The sequence below is a fragment of the Rhizobium mongolense subsp. loessense genome, assembly GCF_900099775.1.
In the GTDB taxonomy this organism is placed as follows: Bacteria; Pseudomonadota; Alphaproteobacteria; order Rhizobiales; family Rhizobiaceae; genus Rhizobium; species Rhizobium loessense.
This window is the reverse complement of sequence record NZ_FMTM01000012.1, coordinates 34482-53119: the sequence shown is the minus strand read 5'-3', so window position 1 is coordinate 53119 and position 18638 is coordinate 34482. Positions and strand designations below refer to the sequence as shown.

14 protein-coding genes are annotated in these 18638 nt (G+C 56.9%); 7 read left to right on the top strand and 7 right to left on the bottom strand.

The annotated features are described in order from the left end of the window. Positions 1–137 precede the first annotated feature (137 nt). Positions 138–2951 carry a hypothetical protein gene (locus BLP23_RS27530; RefSeq protein WP_092587912.1) on the bottom strand — a complete coding sequence of 938 codons (2814 nt, stop codon included), beginning with the start codon at positions 2949–2951 and terminating at the stop codon, positions 138–140. Between the two features lie 312 nt (positions 2952–3263). Continuing rightward, positions 3264–4424, bottom strand: coding sequence for an RHE_PE00001 family protein (locus BLP23_RS27525; RefSeq protein ID WP_167363998.1), 1161 nt, complete (start codon positions 4422–4424; stop codon positions 3264–3266). 190 nt (positions 4425–4614) lie between these two features. On the opposite strand from BLP23_RS27525, the gene BLP23_RS27520 reads away from it, so the two are divergent. Beyond that, positions 4615–5763: a site-specific integrase gene (locus BLP23_RS27520; RefSeq protein ID WP_092587911.1), complete on the top strand. Its 1149-nt coding sequence runs from the start codon at positions 4615–4617 to the stop codon at positions 5761–5763. 57 nt (positions 5764–5820) lie between these two features. Here the strand turns inward: BLP23_RS27520 and BLP23_RS27515 are convergent, their stop codons facing one another. Both BLP23_RS27515 and BLP23_RS27510 read right to left on the bottom strand, forming a co-directional pair. Then, positions 5821–6843 carry a hypothetical protein gene (locus BLP23_RS27515; protein WP_092587910.1) on the bottom strand — a complete coding sequence of 341 codons (1023 nt, stop codon included), beginning with the start codon at positions 6841–6843 and terminating at the stop codon, positions 5821–5823. A 318-nt stretch (positions 6844–7161) separates the two neighbouring features. Then, positions 7162–8706, bottom strand: coding sequence for a hypothetical protein (locus BLP23_RS27510; RefSeq protein WP_092587909.1), 1545 nt, complete (start codon positions 8704–8706; stop codon positions 7162–7164). A gap of 154 nt (positions 8707–8860) precedes the next feature. Between BLP23_RS27510 and BLP23_RS27505 the strand changes: the two genes are divergently transcribed. Further along, on the top strand, positions 8861–9724 hold the full coding sequence (locus BLP23_RS27505; protein WP_092587908.1) for a hypothetical protein: 864 nt from the start codon (positions 8861–8863) through the stop codon (positions 9722–9724). Between the two features lie 148 nt (positions 9725–9872). Here the strand turns inward: BLP23_RS27505 and repC are convergent, their stop codons facing one another. The 3 genes from repC to repA form a co-directional block, all read right to left on the bottom strand. Further along, positions 9873–11087, bottom strand: a complete 1215-nt coding sequence (gene repC / locus BLP23_RS27500; protein ID WP_092587907.1) for a plasmid replication protein RepC — start codon at positions 11085–11087, stop codon at positions 9873–9875. A gap of 154 nt (positions 11088–11241) precedes the next feature. Then, positions 11242–12228: a plasmid partitioning protein RepB gene (gene repB, locus BLP23_RS27495; protein WP_092587906.1), complete on the bottom strand. Its 987-nt coding sequence runs from the start codon at positions 12226–12228 to the stop codon at positions 11242–11244. 74 nt (positions 12229–12302) lie between these two features. Beyond that, on the bottom strand, positions 12303–13490 hold the full coding sequence (gene repA, locus BLP23_RS27490; protein ID WP_092587905.1) for a plasmid partitioning protein RepA: 1188 nt from the start codon (positions 13488–13490) through the stop codon (positions 12303–12305). Positions 13491–13846: 356 nt separating this feature from the next. Between repA and traI the strand changes: the two genes are divergently transcribed. Genes traI through BLP23_RS27465 form a run of 5 tightly spaced genes read left to right on the top strand, consistent with a single transcriptional unit; the run spans position 13847 to position 18624 of the window. Beyond that, positions 13847–14485: an acyl-homoserine-lactone synthase gene (gene traI / locus BLP23_RS27485; protein ID WP_092587904.1), complete on the top strand. Its 639-nt coding sequence runs from the start codon at positions 13847–13849 to the stop codon at positions 14483–14485. Beyond that, positions 14482–15453 (top strand): P-type conjugative transfer ATPase TrbB, encoded by a 972-nt coding sequence (gene trbB, locus BLP23_RS27480; RefSeq protein WP_092587903.1) that lies wholly within the window; start codon positions 14482–14484, stop codon positions 15451–15453. Before traI ends, trbB begins: the two co-directional genes overlap by 4 nt. Beyond that, entirely contained in the window at positions 15443–15853 is a 411-nt protein-coding gene (gene trbC / locus BLP23_RS27475; RefSeq protein ID WP_092587902.1) for a conjugal transfer pilin TrbC, read from the top strand. The genes trbB and trbC overlap by 11 nt, the downstream gene beginning before the upstream one ends. Beyond that, positions 15846–16145 (top strand): conjugal transfer protein TrbD, encoded by a 300-nt coding sequence (locus BLP23_RS27470; RefSeq protein ID WP_092587901.1) that lies wholly within the window; start codon positions 15846–15848, stop codon positions 16143–16145. Before trbC ends, BLP23_RS27470 begins: the two co-directional genes overlap by 8 nt. A gap of 10 nt (positions 16146–16155) precedes the next feature. Next, positions 16156–18624, top strand: coding sequence for a conjugal transfer protein TrbE (locus BLP23_RS27465; protein WP_092587900.1), 2469 nt, complete (start codon positions 16156–16158; stop codon positions 18622–18624). The last annotated feature ends 14 nt before the right edge of the window (positions 18625–18638 follow it).

The following is an 18638-nucleotide window of genomic DNA, read 5'->3' as shown; positions in this document are numbered from 1 at the left end:
GGGAGAACATGGACATGTTGCTCCCGCCAATCGCCTCAAGACAGCGGCAAGGTAGGATTCGCTGGTCGTGCCGTCATCGAAAACGCCCAGGAAACGATGTGCTGCGGTGAGTACGTCTGGGGCCGAGACAAGCGAAATCATGAAGCAGCCTTCACTGAATTCTGCCGGTCGGTCGGAACCTGGGCGTAAGATAAGAGACGCGCCGCGCGTAAGATTTGTCGTGCATTTTTGCTGAGCGAACTAAGTGTACCGAATTGTGTAGGCTCGGCGAAGTTCTCACTTAGACAAGCTGTTAAGACAGCCCGGGCCGTTGCTTCGTCGCATATACGATATCTCTTCGCCATCTCAACGACCCGGTCGATCTGCGTTAAGACATCCATCGAACGAAACGCTTCAAAATCTCGACTCATCAGGACAGAGAAAGCTGATTTTGCTTCAATGTTTAGCGCCAGTGTTCGCAGATCATCCGCCGTCTTTGCCGACCGATCATAAATTTTCTCCGCTTGAAACCAGGAGTCGCCGCAGAGAAGTCGAAACATATGCCGCTCAAGATTTTTGACGATGAGGTCGCGGCGAACATCTGCCAGCGGACCTGCGAGTGATGCCTTTTGCCATCGCAACAAATTCGTCTGCGTCAGTTGCAAGGCGTCTGGACCGCTGGGAAACGAACTTTCGGGTGGTTCAGGAGCAAGATCCGATAAACTAGCAACGAGGGGCATGCTTACCACCAGACCTTCGCTTCCTTCCCCATACTGAAGCCAAAACAACCCGCCACTTGCGGGGGGCTGAAAACCATCTGCTAGTTCATTTGACTGCAGCGAATACGGTGTGCAGGGTGACGTAAAAGGAGAAAAGTCCAAGGATACCGGCGCCCGTCCGCCATGATCATCGATGAGGCGTACCTGCGTAGAGCGACCATTGCTGTGCCAAACGAGGCGGATGGGTCTCACGTCGCGCCGCAGTGGGATACGATACGTTCCAAGCTCCTCGCTGACGACAACGAGGTTTGCGCTCGCAGCCGAGAGATAGGCCCAGGGTGAAGCGGATCTTCTGATGAATTGCGTGCTATGGCGGCGCCACACGTGTTCATCGCAGGGCAGACTGGCCTCCATGACGGTTTCAGTAGCAAGATCCGCGTGACCCGCATCAAACAGTTCTATCAACACCGAAATGGGATGCGAAACCGGACCGAGTATGCTTAGGCTGATACGGCCCTCAAAAAAGTCGTCGAGGCTTGGGTCTGGAGGATCGACTGAAGGTACGAGTCCCCTGAAGTTTGTGGCTCCCGCTGTCCATGGTTGGGGCACCTCAAGGCTCACGTCGATGCTTGCTTTCGAAGAAACAATCTCGCCGCTGAAGCTTGTCACCTTCGCGTCTACATCGACCCGATGAACGCCCTGTGAAAGACCTGGTAGGGATAAAAAGATCGGGGTACCCGCTGCGAGTTGAGGAAATGTTGCGAAGTCCTCCCTGTCGACTGAAACAACAAGGCTATGGACATTATGGTCGGCCCCAATTCCAAATGTCGGCGTTTCTCCGACAAACCAGTCCGCACGGCTATGTCCATCCCAACGGCGTGGTGGCAGGCCAGACGGCCAGATCGAGATGGATCGCACAACCTGAAGGCCGGCCATTCGCAAAGCACGAAATTCGTCGTCGGAAATATGAGCCGGCACGTCAATTAGGGCGGCATGGCAATTCAGACACTGCAATTGGATAGAAGCAGCGAATGGCCCGACCGCTTCGCGATGCCGCGAAACCAATATATAACGTCCGCCCGGCTGAATCCGAAGTGTAGGAACCTCGCGAGCCTTTCCGTCGAGCCCGATCTCGAAGAGCCAACGAGGTCCCTGCGAGAAGCGTCCGTGGGATACCAGCAGCGCCTCAATCGTTGCGTTTGATTTTTCAAACTGAACGAACGGTCGACTGGTATCCGGCCACGAGTTCAACACCCTTTGTTGATCATCCGACAGAAGCCAGCCCGCGGGCCGGAACCCGTCTGCCCCCTGTATCCTGCAGCGCGTGACTTTTAAAAAGCGCTCAATGTCGACCGATAGGTTGGCAAGCGCACGATACGAGGGAAATCGCGCAATTACGATCCATTGGCCGCATTCTCCCCGCTGCAGGACTATCGAAGGTCGCAGATAGGGATCGGCCTCTCTCGAACCGCTCGTAGGGGTACCGCCAGAATGCTCGTTCCATACCCCATAATGGCCGACGCCTTTTATCCGGGCGCGTTCGACGACGCGGCGTGCGTCTCCCAGCCAAGCTCTCGCACTTTGGCCTTTCTCAAGATCGCGGACGATACGCGCGAGCGTCGGAGGAAGTATGGCCTCGTCCGGCTCCAATTTCGAGCCGCCAAGCAATGCCATTGCGATACGTCCAACCATTTCCTCCTGTTGCAAGAAATTTCGGAAGCGCGAACTGCCGTTTCCTCGCCCGCTGATATACTTCCCAATCGCCACGGACCCCTCATCCAGACGAGCCGCGATTCCAAAGCTCAGTTGATAGAGGGTCTGAGCCAACTGTGTTTGCAGGTCTTGCGGTAGGATCGCATGGGCAATAGGCCACGCAATGATTGAAAACTGCCTGGCCCAGGCTCCTTGTGGAACGAAACCTCGATAGCGTCTGTGAAACCGTTTAAATGCATCGCGAAGCCAGCGACGGTTATAGCGGAAAGACCAAAGAGGCGTCTGCTTCTCAAAACTGGTCCAATAGTCCTGGCCATTGAAATTGTAGCCTAGTTCAGCACCGTAGACGACCCATAGGAGCCAGTCAGGCAGAAATGCAGCTCCATCGTAAAGTTGGCACTGAAGATATGCTTTTAGTTGCTCGAATTCGTTGACGTCCAGACCATGCTCAAGAGCAAAAACTGGCGCGCCAGACCGCGCACGAGTGTCGCGCAGTTCTTCAAAATGCCTATTTAGTCGCTCGCCCCAGCCTTCGGACAAAATCCTTGACCCTGTTGGTACGCTTCGGTGCTGCTACGCCCTTCGTTTCAAGCGTCAGGTCCGATCCATCCACTATCGAATCGACGTTACCAGCAGTTGATATTCAAATCAGTCGGGATGCAACCCAGCGATATTACACAGGATCTATTTACTCACAGGTCAAGAGATTACTTTGATGTTTTCAAAAGCGATTATCCGATGCATTAGCAGCCATTGCCTTCAGCACTCTCGTGATTTCAGATCGGCAGGAAAACTCGGCAACGCATCTGCCGAGCGCCATATGATAAAAATTACTCTACAGTTCGTGCTGGATCACAGAATCCCCCACGCCCGAAACCTCCCCCTGCCCGTCATCTCCCTGAGGCCGAGCTCCGAAACAATTCGACGCGCCGCCTGCGGCGTGACGTCGAGCGTCTTGGTCACCATCCCGGCCGACACCAATGGCTTCGCCATCACCAGTTCAATGAGTTCCGGCAACTTCGAGGAGGTGCGTCGCCCCTCCAGCTTTCGGTCCATCATCGTCTTCGCTAGCGTCAGCCGATCATGCTCTTTCATGCCGATCTCGGCGGCCGCCAAAAAGCCGTGGGCGATGGCGAGCAGCCGGGTTTCCCGATCACGATGCCGGCGCTGATCAACGGGGATGGTTTTGAGGCCGAGATTGATCGCTGCGAGATGTACCCCCGTGGTGATGCCGGCTTCCCGTAGAAGCGACGCCGCAAGCAGCCGGCCGAGCCAAGGCGCATGCTGAAGCACGGAAAGCTCGTTCCAGGCATCGAGGGCAATAATCGCCTGCAGCACTGCCGGCAGATGTTCGGTCTGCCGGAAAACGACGCGCCATTCGTCGAGCCGGGCATCCTCGTCCCAGTCGAGATCATAAATCATCGGATCCTTTTCGGATCGGCTAGCCGATGCGCGGCTGCCGTCGGCGCGGCCGGGCCGTGTGGCCTCCTCGAGAGCCGCTTTCGAACGAGCCAGCACCGCATCTATGTCCGCGAGATCGACACCCGGGAGACTAACGCCATCATAGTCGTCATCCCCCTCCCCCTCCAGATCTTTGGCGGCCGCGATCCGCTTTACCCTGGCCGGCTCCGCCGCATCGGCGTCGGCCGTACCTATGTCCGACGTTTGTCGCAAAATCCGGATACCCTCGTGAGACAGTGCCCAATCCGGCGACCGCCCGGAAATCCGTCGGCGGGTTCGCAGCACGTCGCGGGCGATGGTGAGTTCGTGGGTGGGGGCGCGGGTATCGCGAAAGGCGTCGTGGAGGACGAGGTCTTCGAGATGGACGAGTTCGCCGTCGATCCAGAGCGAGGCGCAGGCATCGGCGAAATTTTGCCGCTCGATCCAGCCGGCGCCGACCGGCGAGCGGCCGATGCGCTCGTCGAGACGGGTCAGCGCGACGCCGGCGTCGAAAACCGGCCGCATTAGGGCTGTCATGCTGATTTTCGCGAGATCGTAAGCCATTGAAATCATGGTAAATGAATTCTTATACGAACGCTACTGTGATATTACGGTTCCTCACATGGTATGATTGTCAGCTAGTGTTCTAACCATCGATAACTACCTCTTATCGATGGTAGTTGATTTCGCGGCGTAAATCGACGAAAATCGGGGCAAATCACGGTGCCAGCGGCCGCCGAAACCCGCGATTCTGGAGCCTCTCGTGACGAAAGCGAAGACATCACACACGTCCGTCGAGCGGCGCGCCGAAGAGCTCGATACCATCGCGTCCGTTTTGCCGCTCGAACGCCGCGACGAGCTTGCCGAGCTGTTGACCGATGATGACATCGAGACGCTGCGGCATCTCGTTAATCAGGGCATGGGCGACAATACGCTAAGGGCCCTGACGTCTGATCTTGCCTATCTCGAGGCCTGGGGTCTCGCTGCCACCGGACAGTCCCTGCCCTGGCCGGCGCCCGAGGCGTTGCTGCTCAAATTCGTCGCCCATCATCTGTGGGATCCGGAAAAGCGCGCGAGTGACCCCAACCACGGCATGCCTGATGATGTCGACAAAAATCTAAGGCGTCAGGGTTTCCTGAAATCCGTCGGCCCGCACGCGCCTGACACGGTGCGACGCCGGCTGGCCAGCTGGTCAACATTGACTAAGTGGCGCGGCCTTTCGGGTGCCTTCGCCTCCCCTGCTCTTAAGTCAGCCATTCGTCTGGCCGTGCGCGCCGTTCCGCGAACCCGTGCGCGCAAGAGCGCAAAGGCCGTCACTGGCGACGTTCTGGCAAAGCTGCTGGCGACGTGCGAGGCAGACAGCCTGCGCGATCTACGCGACAAGGCAATCCTGATGGTCGCCTTTGCTTCCGGCGGCCGTCGACGCAGCGAGATCGCCGGGCTACGCGTCGAGCAGCTGACAGTCGAGCCACCGATCGAGGTGACCGACGGTCCTCCCCTCCCCTCACTTGCCATCCATCTTGGTCGAACCAAAACGACGACCGGCGAGCAGGACGATGTCGTCTATCTCACAGGCCGGCCTGTCGAGGCGCTGAACGCCTGGCTGGCGGTCGCAAAGATCGACAAGGGCAGTGTGTTCCGAGGGATCGGAAGATGGGGCACCGTTTCGAGACGGGCACTCGATCCGCAGTCGGTCAATGCGATCCTCAAGCAGCGGGTCGAGATGGCCGGGTTGGACAGCGGGGAGTTTTCGGCCCATGGGCTACGGTCAGGCTACCTAACGGAAGCCGCAAATCGTGCAATTCCACTGGCCGAGGCGATGGATCAATCGCGCCACCGATCGGTGCAGCAGGCGTCGAGCTACTATAACAATGCGACCCGACGAAGTGGCCGAGCCGCCCGGATGATTTGAACAACGCAGGCTAAGCATTTCTCTAGCGCTCAGCCGCGTAGGCGTTGTGACTTGACCTCAACGGGGCCTTGGCCGCCATTGCAACAGTTTCCAAAAGCCACGGGACCTTTTATTCAACGGGGGCGACGGCTCCTGAACCCTAATACAGTGAGCCTCTCCTGGACCTTGATCTGTAGACGCCCGGTTGAATGGGGACGCAGCGTAGGTTTCGACAGACCGAGCCTGTATTCGTTCAATAATATCGGGGGCAAAACCCTTAATGGCATCCTCCAGACCTGGTAAACCGCCTCTTTCTACAGAACTGCCAAACAGCTCCTTTGAAATTTTGCGTGCGATCTCCCGTGCTTCGAGAAAGCTCAGAAACGTGTCATGCGGTTTCAAGTGTTTGACGCTCAACGACGCTTTAATGAATCCAATATTGAACATCGCGGCGCGTTGCTCCGCCGGTGCATACAGCTTTTCGTCTCGCTCATAGTCCGCAATTGTAGCAGCTAACAACCAGTGGCCGACAAAAGCAGCTTCAACAATATCGTTCGGTTGGCTGACCCGTGTATATTGCGCCAGCAGCTCACAGTTTTTGCGGTTCAAAAGACCGGCTAGGGAACCCTCGCCTCCTCTGCGGTCGGCTTCGTTTTCTTCTAGTGGCGCGACCCTCTCGCCCAAAGCAGTTGCCGCCCGCGCGAAGTGGCCTTTAAGAGAATGTGCGAATTCGTGCCCGATAGCCGTCAGACATGCCATTATGACAAATGCAACTGGATCGTACGCTCTTCCATGTTCCTTGGCGACGTGCTCCACCTTATTGTACAGGAGGTGAATAAACCCGATCTCGATTCCTGCATCATATCCCCACGTCGTCTTGTGAGAGGTAGCGGGTTTTAAAGGCTCGCCGGCAGTATCAATGATGAATTTAATTTCAATTCCATCGTTGTCTCTAGCCATCCGAATGACGTTGTTGGCGGTATTGACCAGGATTGTCAGCGTCTGCCGAATAGCAATCTTCGCCTTGCCTTCGTCCTTGCTAACCGACCGATATTCTCTTGAGAAATACTCTGAAATTTTTAGATCAATGAACTCGTTCACTACCACTATCCGTCTATAAGCCCAATTATCCGCTCGCTTTTAACCTCCCTAGGGTTGAGCTAGAATGAATAAAGCAATTCGAAAACCACGGTTCAGCAAATCAGCCGATATCTGGGCATCAAACAGCTTCTATGCGAAGACCTTTCGGCGCCATTTTCCCGAACGCTCGCCGTAGGGCAGCCGACGCCAACTTGAAGGCTTCACTAAGTAAACTTCGCCTGCCGGCCCTCAGCTCATCGACCAACAGAGCCTCGAGTGATTGTCGCCAGCCCGCTAATCCCTGATTACTTACTTAAGCGAGCATGCTGGTGGCCGCGTTCACGCTCCAACTTCGCGTATTTGGGCGAGTCCGCATAGGTCGCAAAATGCTTCCGAAAAAATAGGAGATCTGGAATCACCCTCGCCTGTCCATTGATATTGGTGAATCTCGATATTGAGGGCTGCGACCGCCGCGGCAATGGCGCCGGACAGTGTTGCGTCGATCAAGAGCACAGGCTTGTGACCCGACAGGTTTGGGAAAAGCTCTCGGTACAGCATCAGCTGACCGACCGCGGTATGCACATCAGACGTGCTGCATCCAGTCTTGATTTCAATGAGCAAGGGCGGCCCGTTCTCACGGGCGACCTCCATATCGATCGAGAAGCCGCCCGCTCGGCGCCATTTCCGATAGACGACTTTTTTCGCCGATAGAGCAGTGGCGAGGGTTTGCCATACCTTACCATGCAGCTGTTCAACGATCCGCGGATCCAAGGCTGGTCGAGCAGGCAACAGATAGGGTCGATCACTCTCCCCCCCTCCAATGCTTGCGCTTGCTCCCGCTACTTCAGCTTGGGTTTGAACCGGTGTACGGGCCGCCCAACACAGTTCAACGAAGGCCGCAGTTGTCCGACGAATACGCTCCGGCGCATCGCTGAGATCGGCAACGAGAAACCAACTCCGCTCGGCTGCTTTTCCTTCCGCAACAACCGATACAGGTTGCAGGCCAGTCGATGAGACGAACTCTGGGACGCGAATATCGGCTGCGGGGCGCCTTCCTCGCAGCCAACCTTGGCGCAACAGATGCAGCCCACCGGTCTCGTCTATCGCCATCGCCGTCAGTCGGTTGTAGTTTCCTGGCTCCGGTGGAGCATTGAGCTCCACTGCCCACTCGTTGCCAAGGGGATCAAGGCCAGCCTTTATTTCGACGCCACCCTCTCCGTCTCGTTCAGTGAACCAAACGTCTTGTTGGGCTAAGCGTCGAACTGGTCCTGAGACATCCGCGTTCTCAAGGAGTAAACTACGCCAATAGTCGAAGGCCACGCGAGACACTTCCTTGTCCGTCACCAGATGCAATGCTCCGGAGCCGAGGCCCAGTCTGCGTGCAATCTCGTCGTAACCAGGTTCGAAAAGGCCGATGGCCTCTATGCTCCAATCGACCAACTGATCAAGCGTCCAGGACAGGCCTATCTGTGGTGGTGCGATACTGGCGAATGGGGAGAGACGATGATCGTAGCGACTTAGCTGATCGTAGATGGAGCGAACGGGGTCTGGAGCGCTCACTGTATCAATTTTTACGCAGAACCCGTCGGCATCTATTCCTACCGTGTAAGCGAGATGTCTTGTGGCGTTCTGCCGCGGATAAATCCGGGTCCAGGTATAGGGTTTGAATTTCTGTCGCCATTGATCAGTCGGCTTTGAAAGTTTGCGAACAAAGCCTTCAGGAAACAACTTGCGCTGCAAAGCACGCGCCCACTCGGCTGTTGCTTCATAGGCATCAACAAGTTCGGCGTATGCAGCATCTTGGCGAACATCTCCGTCTCGCCGCACCTGACCGCTCAGTTCCGCAAGAAGCGCAAAATGCCTTGTGTTAAAGCCGTGATCCATCGGTCCCCGCTGCGATAGTGCCCTTGTCAAAGTCATACTTATCGAGGAGGCATATGCCTATACCGATCGCGAAAGACAACTTTGACGCGGTGCGTTTCTAAGTTGGCTGAGCGCTAGGTTTCCAACCCCAGCGATGGATAGGAGATTAAGCAGAATGCCGTTCAACACTCACGGCTTTGCCGATGTCGATTATAAATCTTATTACCAGCAGTACGCAGCGCCCTTTTTAAGTGAAGTTAATGAGGAGAATAACGACTTCTTCCTCAAGGAAGCTCAACAAAGCCACGTGTATGGCATCAACAATGCGCTCAACGAGGTAATAACCGATGCGGCACTGTTGACGTCTTTCCCGTTATCACCCGAGGCTGAATCTCATCTTCGCTATGGCGTTTTGCGGAGGTTGCGGATGATTTCAACGTCATTTCGGCACTTCCAAGCCTTGGTGCCACCGAACCGTAGCGTGCCGCTGGTGTTTGAGCAATCCGACGATGTTTCGCGCTATCTCAATTCGATCTACATCGATCTACTAGGCTTAATGGACAACTATGCGTGGACACTCACGCATCAGTTTGGGAGCCAGAAAACGCTTGCCGCCAACAAAATGGAAATCGGTCTGTTCAAACCCACACTAGCAAAAGACCCAGCTCTGTCTTCTATAATCAGGGAAATACTCTCTTTCGCTGGCTGGGAGAAGGAAGTGAAGGAGCGCCGAAATCCTGCAGCACACAGAATGCCCCTTTACGTCTCTTCGGCAGCGTTTAACCCCGACGACGCTCTGGAGTATAGACGGCTCGGAGAGCTAGCATCATCTGCGTTAGGCAATCAGCAATTTGAACGCTACAGAGAGCTGAGCGACGCCCAACAGCGGGTTGGGTCATTCCTCCCAAAATTTCTCCACGATCCCGCAGGGCCCGTCGACGATATTTATCCCACGATACCAACTGACCTCGGGAATGCGATTTTGATCGGACGCCTCGTACAGACATTTATTAGAGAGGAAATACCGGCCGCTAAGTGAGATTTCACTCACAAGCAAAGCAAATAAAACAAAGCTCATCATCCTGTTTCTATTGCAAAAAAACGCCATCTGTACCGCTGACAATTTCGCGCCAAGGGTCGATCGAGCATCCTCGCCACGTAGGCGCCCGCTATGCCAAGTGAGCGTGTCACGCCAATTGCCGCCGTTGAGGCTCATGCGCCCTAAGCAGGGCCATCAACATCGGACCAAGCGAAAACTTGCCTTCCTCCGTGCGCCTCGTCAGATCTCGCAGATAACCGCCCGGCGACGTGATTTGTCCGGCTCGTTCAAGAACGCAAGCCATAGCCACCGCCGCATTCTCCGGCCCCATAATCTCGCACGCGTCCTGATAAGCTGACGGACTTACCCCGAGCATGGTGCGGACGACCACCGCCGCGGCCATCAGCTCGCGCCAATGCGAAATCGCCCCCCCAACCGCGTAGTCGGAAATTCGCGGGCATGCCCTCAAAACCATACCCAACGGAAACGCCTTTACCGGCTCGGCACTGTGCTTCGGTTTAGCCACCACCGGTTCGCCCTGCTCCTCTTCAGAGCTAGGTTCAGATTCAATATGGAATTTGGTATTTGAATTCTGTATGTGATGACGGATTTCGCTATCATTGGTGTCGGATTTTTGCGATTTTAGCTGGGTTTCCAGCATGTTGACGGCTTCTTCGTTGAGAAGGTTGAGCTCATCCAGGCAAGCTTCCAAGGCCGAGGTTGTTTTGGCGAGTTTCACGCGTGCGATAGCCGCGACAAGAGCGCTCTCTACTGCCTGCCAGTTCCCGGGGGCGCCCTCGTCTACAGCAGCCGTGATGAGCTTACGTACGTTGCGCCGCGCGATCGTAATGCGTTCCTTTATAATTCGGCGCTGGCGGCTATCTTCCGCGACCTGGTGAGCCATCAGAGCAAGCTCTTCCGAGCGCGCAAGAAGCGGCGCGAGGCTAAAGCCGTACGCTGTTTCAATCTCACCGTCATGGCCTTTACGGGCGTAACGTTTACCGTTGGGACTATCGTTACGATGAATCAGTCCTGCATCAACCAAGAGTGCCAGATTCTCCCGCAAGGTCGTTCCTGCAATTCCATTGGAGCGAATGGCCAACTGCGCATTCGATGGAAAAACTACAAGATTGCGGTCTTCGCTCAGTTCCTGTTCGGGATAGAAGCTCAGCAGCGCGTTAAGGACGGCAAGCGCACGATCTCGCAGGCCGAGCAACGCTCTCGCCTCGCAGGCGCTACGATAAACCTTCCACTTGTCGACAGTCTTCCCTGCCTTGATATTCGCCGTTGCGAGTTGACCTTTCACCAAGGCAAGCGTCATCGGCCGCCGACCGAACGGCGTCGTTACATTTCCTGTTTGCATTTTCCTCTCACCTTTCGAAAGGCAAAGGAAATCCGCTCACCAAACCGGCGCCAAAGACTCTTGACTGCGATTCATGGAAATGCGATTCTCAGGCTGCTTAGACATGAGGAAGGCTTCCACGACGGCGACGTTTGGGGGCCTTTTTCTTTTGCCGCTATTTTCCCTCTGCTTTGGTTGATGACAGAAACTCTTGATGTAGGCGGTCAAGGTTTTCGGTTATGAATCTTCCAAACCTGGCGGCGTCGTTCGCTTTGAGGGCTATCGAGTAGCTCTTCCCGCTACCTTTGAATTCCGCACGGACGCTTGAGTCCTCGGCACGCCATTCGCTAGCGTTGCTGGGGCGCTTTGCAGGCTTTGAGGCATTCTTGATTTCGGCCAAAAGCCGCTCGAATCGCGTATCGGACTCCAGCGAGGAGAAAGTCGCATGACTAATGAACGTTCGCGCAAGTTCGAGCGATGAAGGCCTCTCGATCAACTGGGCAAATTCGGTCCACCGATTTCGACCAACAGACTTTGCTGGTCCGATCGCGTTTGCGATATCCGCTGGAACACGGCTCGACACCGACAGCATTCGCGTCAACATTGGCGCGTCAACGGACAGCGCCACCTGAATTACCGGTTTCTCGTGCGAGAGCTCGAGTAGCTTTTGTGCGAACATCGCACGCTCTATGAAAGAAAGGTTCTCACGGGCTGAGTTTTCCTGTCCCTGAGCAATGATATGATCAGCGTCGGACATCGGTTTTACAACAGCGCGGACTGGGCGGCCGAGTTCCTTTGCTGCGCGCGCCCGGCGATGCCCAAAGACAATCTGATACCGACCGTCGGCTGTTGGGTGAGGGCGCACCATTATCGGTGTGTCCTGTCCCCGCTCGCGGATACCCTCAAGAAGCTCGCCGTAAGCAAGATCGTCTGCTCCAATCCGATCGGCGACGAATGACGAGTCCAGAAGCTCAGGATCAAGGTCGATGATCGCCTCGCCAGAAATCTGCTGTTCGGCCTGCGCGACTTTTTCACGTAGCTCACTCAACGAGCTAATCATCGAACGGGAAGCCCCGTGCGTCGCATAGCCGGGCGTTGCCCGCCGCTCGGTGCCCGAATTCGCCGACGACGTTATGTTTGCGAAAACATCTTTACGTGCCATTGGATAGCGCCTCAAATTTGATCAAACTGCTGTTTCCGCTTCCAAAACCAGAGGTTTGTACCGCTGACAATTTGCTATGCATGGCGCCGCCCCCATGCCATCTGCAGGAGCTCGATGACTTCGTTGTTCACGGAATCCATCGATTCACGTGCACGGTCATATGTGGACGCTGTGAACTGTGCGCGCTCAACCTCATACAAGCTTTGCTTCGTCAGTCCTGCATCGGATACCGCAGTCGACTTCACCATGTGATTTTTCATCATCTGCTGCGCGAACATCGACTGCATGAAGCCGACCATCTGCTGTTGCGGGATGTCGGTCGGCTCGTAGCGTGTGACGAGATAGCGGAACCAGTCTAGCGACACGTCGACGCCCACGCTCTCGACACTTTTGAGGATCTCGCCAAGCATCAACAGAAACTGGGACATCGACATGATGTCGAGCATCTGGGGATGCACGGTAATGAGGACAGATGTCGCAGCAGTCAGTGCTGTCAGTGTGAGGTACCCGAGTTGGGGAGGGCAGTCGACCACGACGACGTCATACTGATCATCGACTTCGGTCAAAGCATCGCCGATTCGGGTGTAGAAGAGCTTGCCAGCGGTCGAATCCTTGCGCTGCATCGCGATCGGAGTGTCATACTCGTATTCTTGCAGTTCGAGGTTGGCTGGGACGACATCCAGGTTAGGAAAGTTCGTGGGCTGAATGACCTCTTTGATCGACTTGCGCTGATCGTCGTAACGCAATGCCTCGTAGAAGGACTTCTTCTCGTCCAGCTCCGGTTGGATGCCATAAAGCGCCGTCAGGGAGGCTTGGGGATCGAGATCAACCGCAAGCACGCGGTAGCCTTTAAGCGCCAGAAACTGTGCCAGGTGAGCTGACGTAGTGGTCTTTCCCGAGCCGCCCTTGAAGTTGACGACCGCGATGACCTGAAGCTTTTCATGAGCCTGACGATGTGGAACGCGATCTAGAAGTTGGCGAAGCTCGTTGACCTGGGCAGCCGTATAGTATCGGCGACCGGTCGAAGTGGTAGTCGGCTCCACGCCTTTTCCCTGGAGGTGGAGCTTCTTCAAGTAACTCTGCGAGACGCCCACAAAATCGGCGACTTCCGCCAGCGAAAATTGGCGAAGGGTCTTTTGCGCGTTCGGCGGGAATTTCTCCTGCCTCAGCATGTCGAGCTTCGAGGAAATATCCCCGCCTTGTGCGAGAATAGTATCCGCGAAACTCGTCACTTTCTCCAAAGCGGCCATTTTCACGTTCATTTAGCTATTTGCCTTCAGTCACGATAATTTTCAGGATTTGATCCGATTATCGTGACAATCGCCCGATTCTCAAACCGTGGCAAGGAAAATAGAGTTAACAAGGAGTTAACGACATTACCCCGATCGGCGCGCCTCCGCCGAATCTGCGAGGTGTTACTGACAGTTAGGCAGAATTAATCTAGGAGGGAAACTGCAGATCTGCAGAAAATCCGGCCCTTTTTGCACACCCCACGTTGGCTCCATTTCTACCACAGCTGTCCGACTCACCAGAATCACCCGCTGCAGATCTGCAGATGGCCAATCGTGATTTGAGGTGATCTTCATCCCGCCTGACGAAGTTCACGCGGAGATAAGGAATGCAGATTCTCACCGTCTCGCCCGACCGATATGTCGAGTATCAAAATCTTCTGAAACAGATGTTCCGGCTGCGCGCCGACGTATTTGGCGCGCGGCTTGAATGGGACGTAACCGTCGCCGATGGTGGGGAGCGAGATCAGTACGACGATCTGAACCCCACCTACATGCTCGCCGTCTCCGGCGGCAACAAGGTTGTCGGATGCGCACGCCTTCTTCCCGCGGTTGGCCCAACCATGCTTGAGCTGACATTTCCACAGTTGCTGGCCGACGGTTCGCTCAATGCGACCAGCGCGATGGTCGAGAGTTCCCGCTTCTGTGTCGATACGACCTTGCCCGCCGACAGGGGAGGGGGCCAGCTCCACCTCGCAACGCTGACGATGTTCGCCGGTATTATCGAATGGTCAATGGCGAATGGCTACGACGAGATTGTTACGGCCACCGATCTTCGCTTCGAGCGCATCTTGAACCGGGCGGGCTGGCCGATGACGCGGCTAGGTCAACCCGTCGAAATTGGCAATACCGTTGCCATTGCCGGCGCACTCGCAGCGAACCAGGAAAGCTTCGAGCAGGTTCGCCCGCCGAACTATCTCTCCGATCTCTCCCAAGCTGTTGGTCAGTCCGAGAGGAGCGCCGCGTGACCCAGCTTCGCTCCCACCCAAGACTTGTCCGCAAGCTTCAGGATGCGCTTGGCGATCAGCTGTGCGTCGCTCTCGAAGACGCATCGGTGGTCGAGATCATGCTCAACCCTGACGGTCGGCTGTTCATCGAACGGCTCGGTCACGGTGTCGCTGAAGCTGGAGTGATGGCACCAGCCGCTGCGGAAGTCGTCATTGGCAGTGTGGCCCACGCGTTGCAGTCTGAGGCCGATGACGAGCGTCCAATCATCTCCGGCGAACTACCGATCGGTGGCCATCGTTTCGAGGGTCTGCTTCCGCCAGTCGTCTCGGGTCCGGCTTTCACGATCCGTTGCCGCGCCTCTCGTCTGATCCCACTCGACGATTACGTGACCTCGAAGGTGATGACGGAGGCGCAGGCATCAGCTATTCGCAGCGCGATCGATGCCCGTATGAATATCGTCATTTCCGGGGGCACCGGCTCCGGCAAGACCACGCTCGCCAACGCAATTATCGCCGAAATCGTCTCGGCGGCGCCAGATGATCGCATGGTGATCCTCGAGGATACCGCCGAGATCCAGTGTGCGGCCGAAAACGCTGTGTGCCTGCACACCAGCGATACGATTGATATGGCACGACTGCTCAAAAGCACCATGCGACTGCGGCCCGACCGTATCATCGTCGGCGAGGTCCGCGACGGCGCAGCGCTAACCCTCCTGAAGGCCTGGAACACTGGTCATCCCGGCGGGGTCACAACGATCCATTCCAACACCGCGCTGTCGGCGCTGCGCCGGCTTGAGCAACTGACTGCCGAAGCCAGCCAGCAACCAATGCAGGAGGTGATCGGCGAGGCGGTCGATCTCGTCGTCTCGATCGAGCGGACGGGAAAGGGGAGGCGGGTGCGCGAGGTGATCCACATCGAGGGGTATAGCAACAACCACTACCAGACCGAACACTATGCCCAGATCGACGAGGACAGCCATGTCGCGTAAGACCTATCCCATTCTCGCAGCGCTTATTTTTGCTGCCGTCTCCTTCAGCCTTTCAAAGCCCGCATTGGCTTCTTCAGGAGGTGGCGGCCTTCCATGGGAGTCGCCGCTGCAGCAGATCCAGCAATCGATCACGGGACCCGTCGCCGGGTTCATAGCGCTTGCCGCGGTAGCGATCGCCGGCGCCATGCTGATCTTCGGCGGCGAACTCAACGATTTTGCCCGTCGCCTTTGCTACGTCGCCCTGGTCGGAGGCGTACTTCTCGGCGCCACACAGATCGTCGCTCTTTTCGGCGCAACCGGCGCGTCGATTGGCGAGCACCGTGCCGATGCAGGTGTAGCTCCAGTCGTCTCTGTCCCAGTGCGGATGCTGTCCACGGCAGGGGAGGGGAGGCATGGCTGAAGCGGGCTCCAACCTCATCCGATCGCGGGTGCATCGGGCGCTGTCGCGTCCAAACCTGTTGATGGGCGGCGATCGCGAGCTCGTCCTGGTGACAGCGCTTGCCGCCGTCATCCTGATCTTCGTGGTACTGACCTGGTACGCCGCACTGTTTGGGATTGCGATCTGGCTGGTCGCGGTTGGGGCGCTTCGCATGATGGCCAAGGCCGATCCGTTGATGCGGCGGGTCTATATCAGGCACATCTCCTACAAAACATTCTACCGCGCGACAACGTCGCCGTGGCGCAAATTCTGAAGGGATCGAGATGGTCGCCCTCAAATCCTTCCGCCATTCCGGGCCGTCCTTCGCAGATCTCGTGCCCTACGCCGGTCTGGTCGACAACGGCGTCATCCTGCTGAAGGACGGCTCTCTAATGGTCGGCTGGTACTTTGCCGGCCCCGACAGTGAGAGTTCGACCGATGCGGAACGCAACGAAGTGTCGCGGCAGATCAATGCGATCCTGTCGCGGCTCGGCTCCGGCTGGATGATCCAGGTCGAGGCCGTCAGGGTGCCGACCGCGGATTACCCGCAACAGCCCGACTGCCATTTTCCTGATCTGGTCACCAGCGCAATCGATGCGGAACGACGGGCACATTTTCAGAAGGAAAGAGGGCATTTCGAGAGCCGGCATGCGCTGATCTTGACCTGGCGGCCGCCGGAGCCGAGGCGGTCTGGACTGACGCGCTATGTCTATTCCGACACTGGCAGCCGATCCGCAACCTTTGCCGACAAAGCGCTTGAAAGTTTTCTAACGTCAATCCGTGAGGTCGAACAGTATCTCGGCAATGTCGTGTCGATAAGGCGGATGACGACACGCGAAACGCCAGAGCGCGATGGTCGTCGTGTTGCCCGGTACGACGAGCTCTTCCAGTTCATCCGCTTCTGCATCACCGGCGAAAACCACCCGCTGCGTCTCCCGGACATCCCCATGTATCTCGACTGGCTCGTGACGGCCGAGCTTCAGCACGGTCTGACGCCACTGGTCGAGAACCGGTTTCTCGGCGTGGTGGCGATCGATGGCCTACCCGCTGAAAGCTGGCCGGGAATACTCAACAGTCTTGACCTGATGCCGCTCACGTATCGCTGGTCATCCCGCTTCGTCTTCCTTGACGCCGAGGAGGCACGCGCAAGGCTCGAACGCACGCGCAAGAAGTGGCAGCAGAAGGTCAGACCCTTCTTCGATCAGCTCTTCCAGACGCAATCGCGATCGCTCGATCAGGACGCGATGCTGATGGTAGCAGAGACCGAGGACGCGATCGCCGAAGCCTCGTCGCAACTTGTGGCCTACGGCTATTACACCCCGGTCATTGTTCTCTTCGATGAAGACCAGCCAAGCCTACAGGAGAAGTGTGAGGCTGTTCGCCGCCTGATCCAGGCAGAAGGTTTTGGCGCACGGATCGAGACGATCAACGCGACCGATGCGTTTCTCGGCAGCCTGCCGGGCGTGTCCTATGCCAACATCCGTGAGCCATTGATCAACACGCGCAATCTCGCCGACCTCATCCCGCTCAATTCGGTCTGGTCGGGAAGCCCGACCGCACCTTGCCCATTCTACCCAGCTGGATCGCCTCCGTTGATGCAGGTCGCCAGTGGGTCATCACCCTTCCGGCTTAACCTGCATGTCGACGATGTCGGTCACACGCTGATCTTCGGCCCGACCGGATCGGGCAAATCAACACTGCTGTCACTGATCGCAGCCCAGTTCCGACGCTATGCCGGTGCGCAGATCTTCGCCTTCGACAAGGGAGGCTCGATGCTGCCGCTGACACTTGGGGTGGACGGCGACCACTACCAGATCGGCGGCGATATTGGCCCGTCGGCGAATGGCGAGGTGAGGGCACTCTCTTTCTGCCCGCTGGCCGAGCTCTCGACCGATGGCGATCGTGCTTTCGCCTCCGAGTGGATCGAGATGCTGGTGGCACTGCAGGGCGTGACGATCACTCCAGACTACCGCAACGCTATTTCCCGGCAGGTCGGCCTGATGGCCGAGTCCCGCGGCCGCTCGCTCTCCGACTTCGTCTCGGGCGTCCAGATGCGAGAGATCAAGGACGCCCTGCATCACTACACAGTCGATGGTCCGATGGGACAGCTTCTCGATGCTGAGGAGGACGGTCTGGCGCTTGGCGCCTTCCAGTGCTTCGAGATCGAGGAACTGATGAACATGGGCGAGCGCAATCTCGTGCCCGTGCTTACCTATCTCTTCCGGCGCATCGAAAAACGCCTCACCGGTGCACCCAGCCTCATCATCCTCGACGAGGCCTGGCTGATGCTCGGCCATCCGGTGTTCCGGGACAAGATCCGGGAATGGCTGAAGGTCCTTCGAAAAGCCAACTGCGCCGTGGTGCTCGCTACCCAGTCGATCTCGGACGCCGAGCGCTCCGGTATCATCGATGTGTTGAAGGAGAGCTGCCCGACCAAGATCTGCCTGCCGAATGGTGCCGCCCGAGAGCCGGGCACGCGCGAATTCTATGAGCGCATCGGTTTCAACGAGCGGCAGATCGAGATCGTCGCAACAGCGATCCCGAAGCGGGATTATTACGTCGTGTCGCCCGAGGGCCGGCGCCTCTTCGATATGGCGCTCGGGCCGGTGGCGCTCTCCTTTGTCGGAGCGTCCGGAAAGGAAGACCTCAAGCGCATCCGCGCGCTTCATCGTGAACACGGGGCCGCATGGCCTCTCCATTGGCTCCAGCAAAGGGGGATCGCTTTTGCCGACACGCTCTTCCCAACCCAATAAAGCATTGCAGGCCA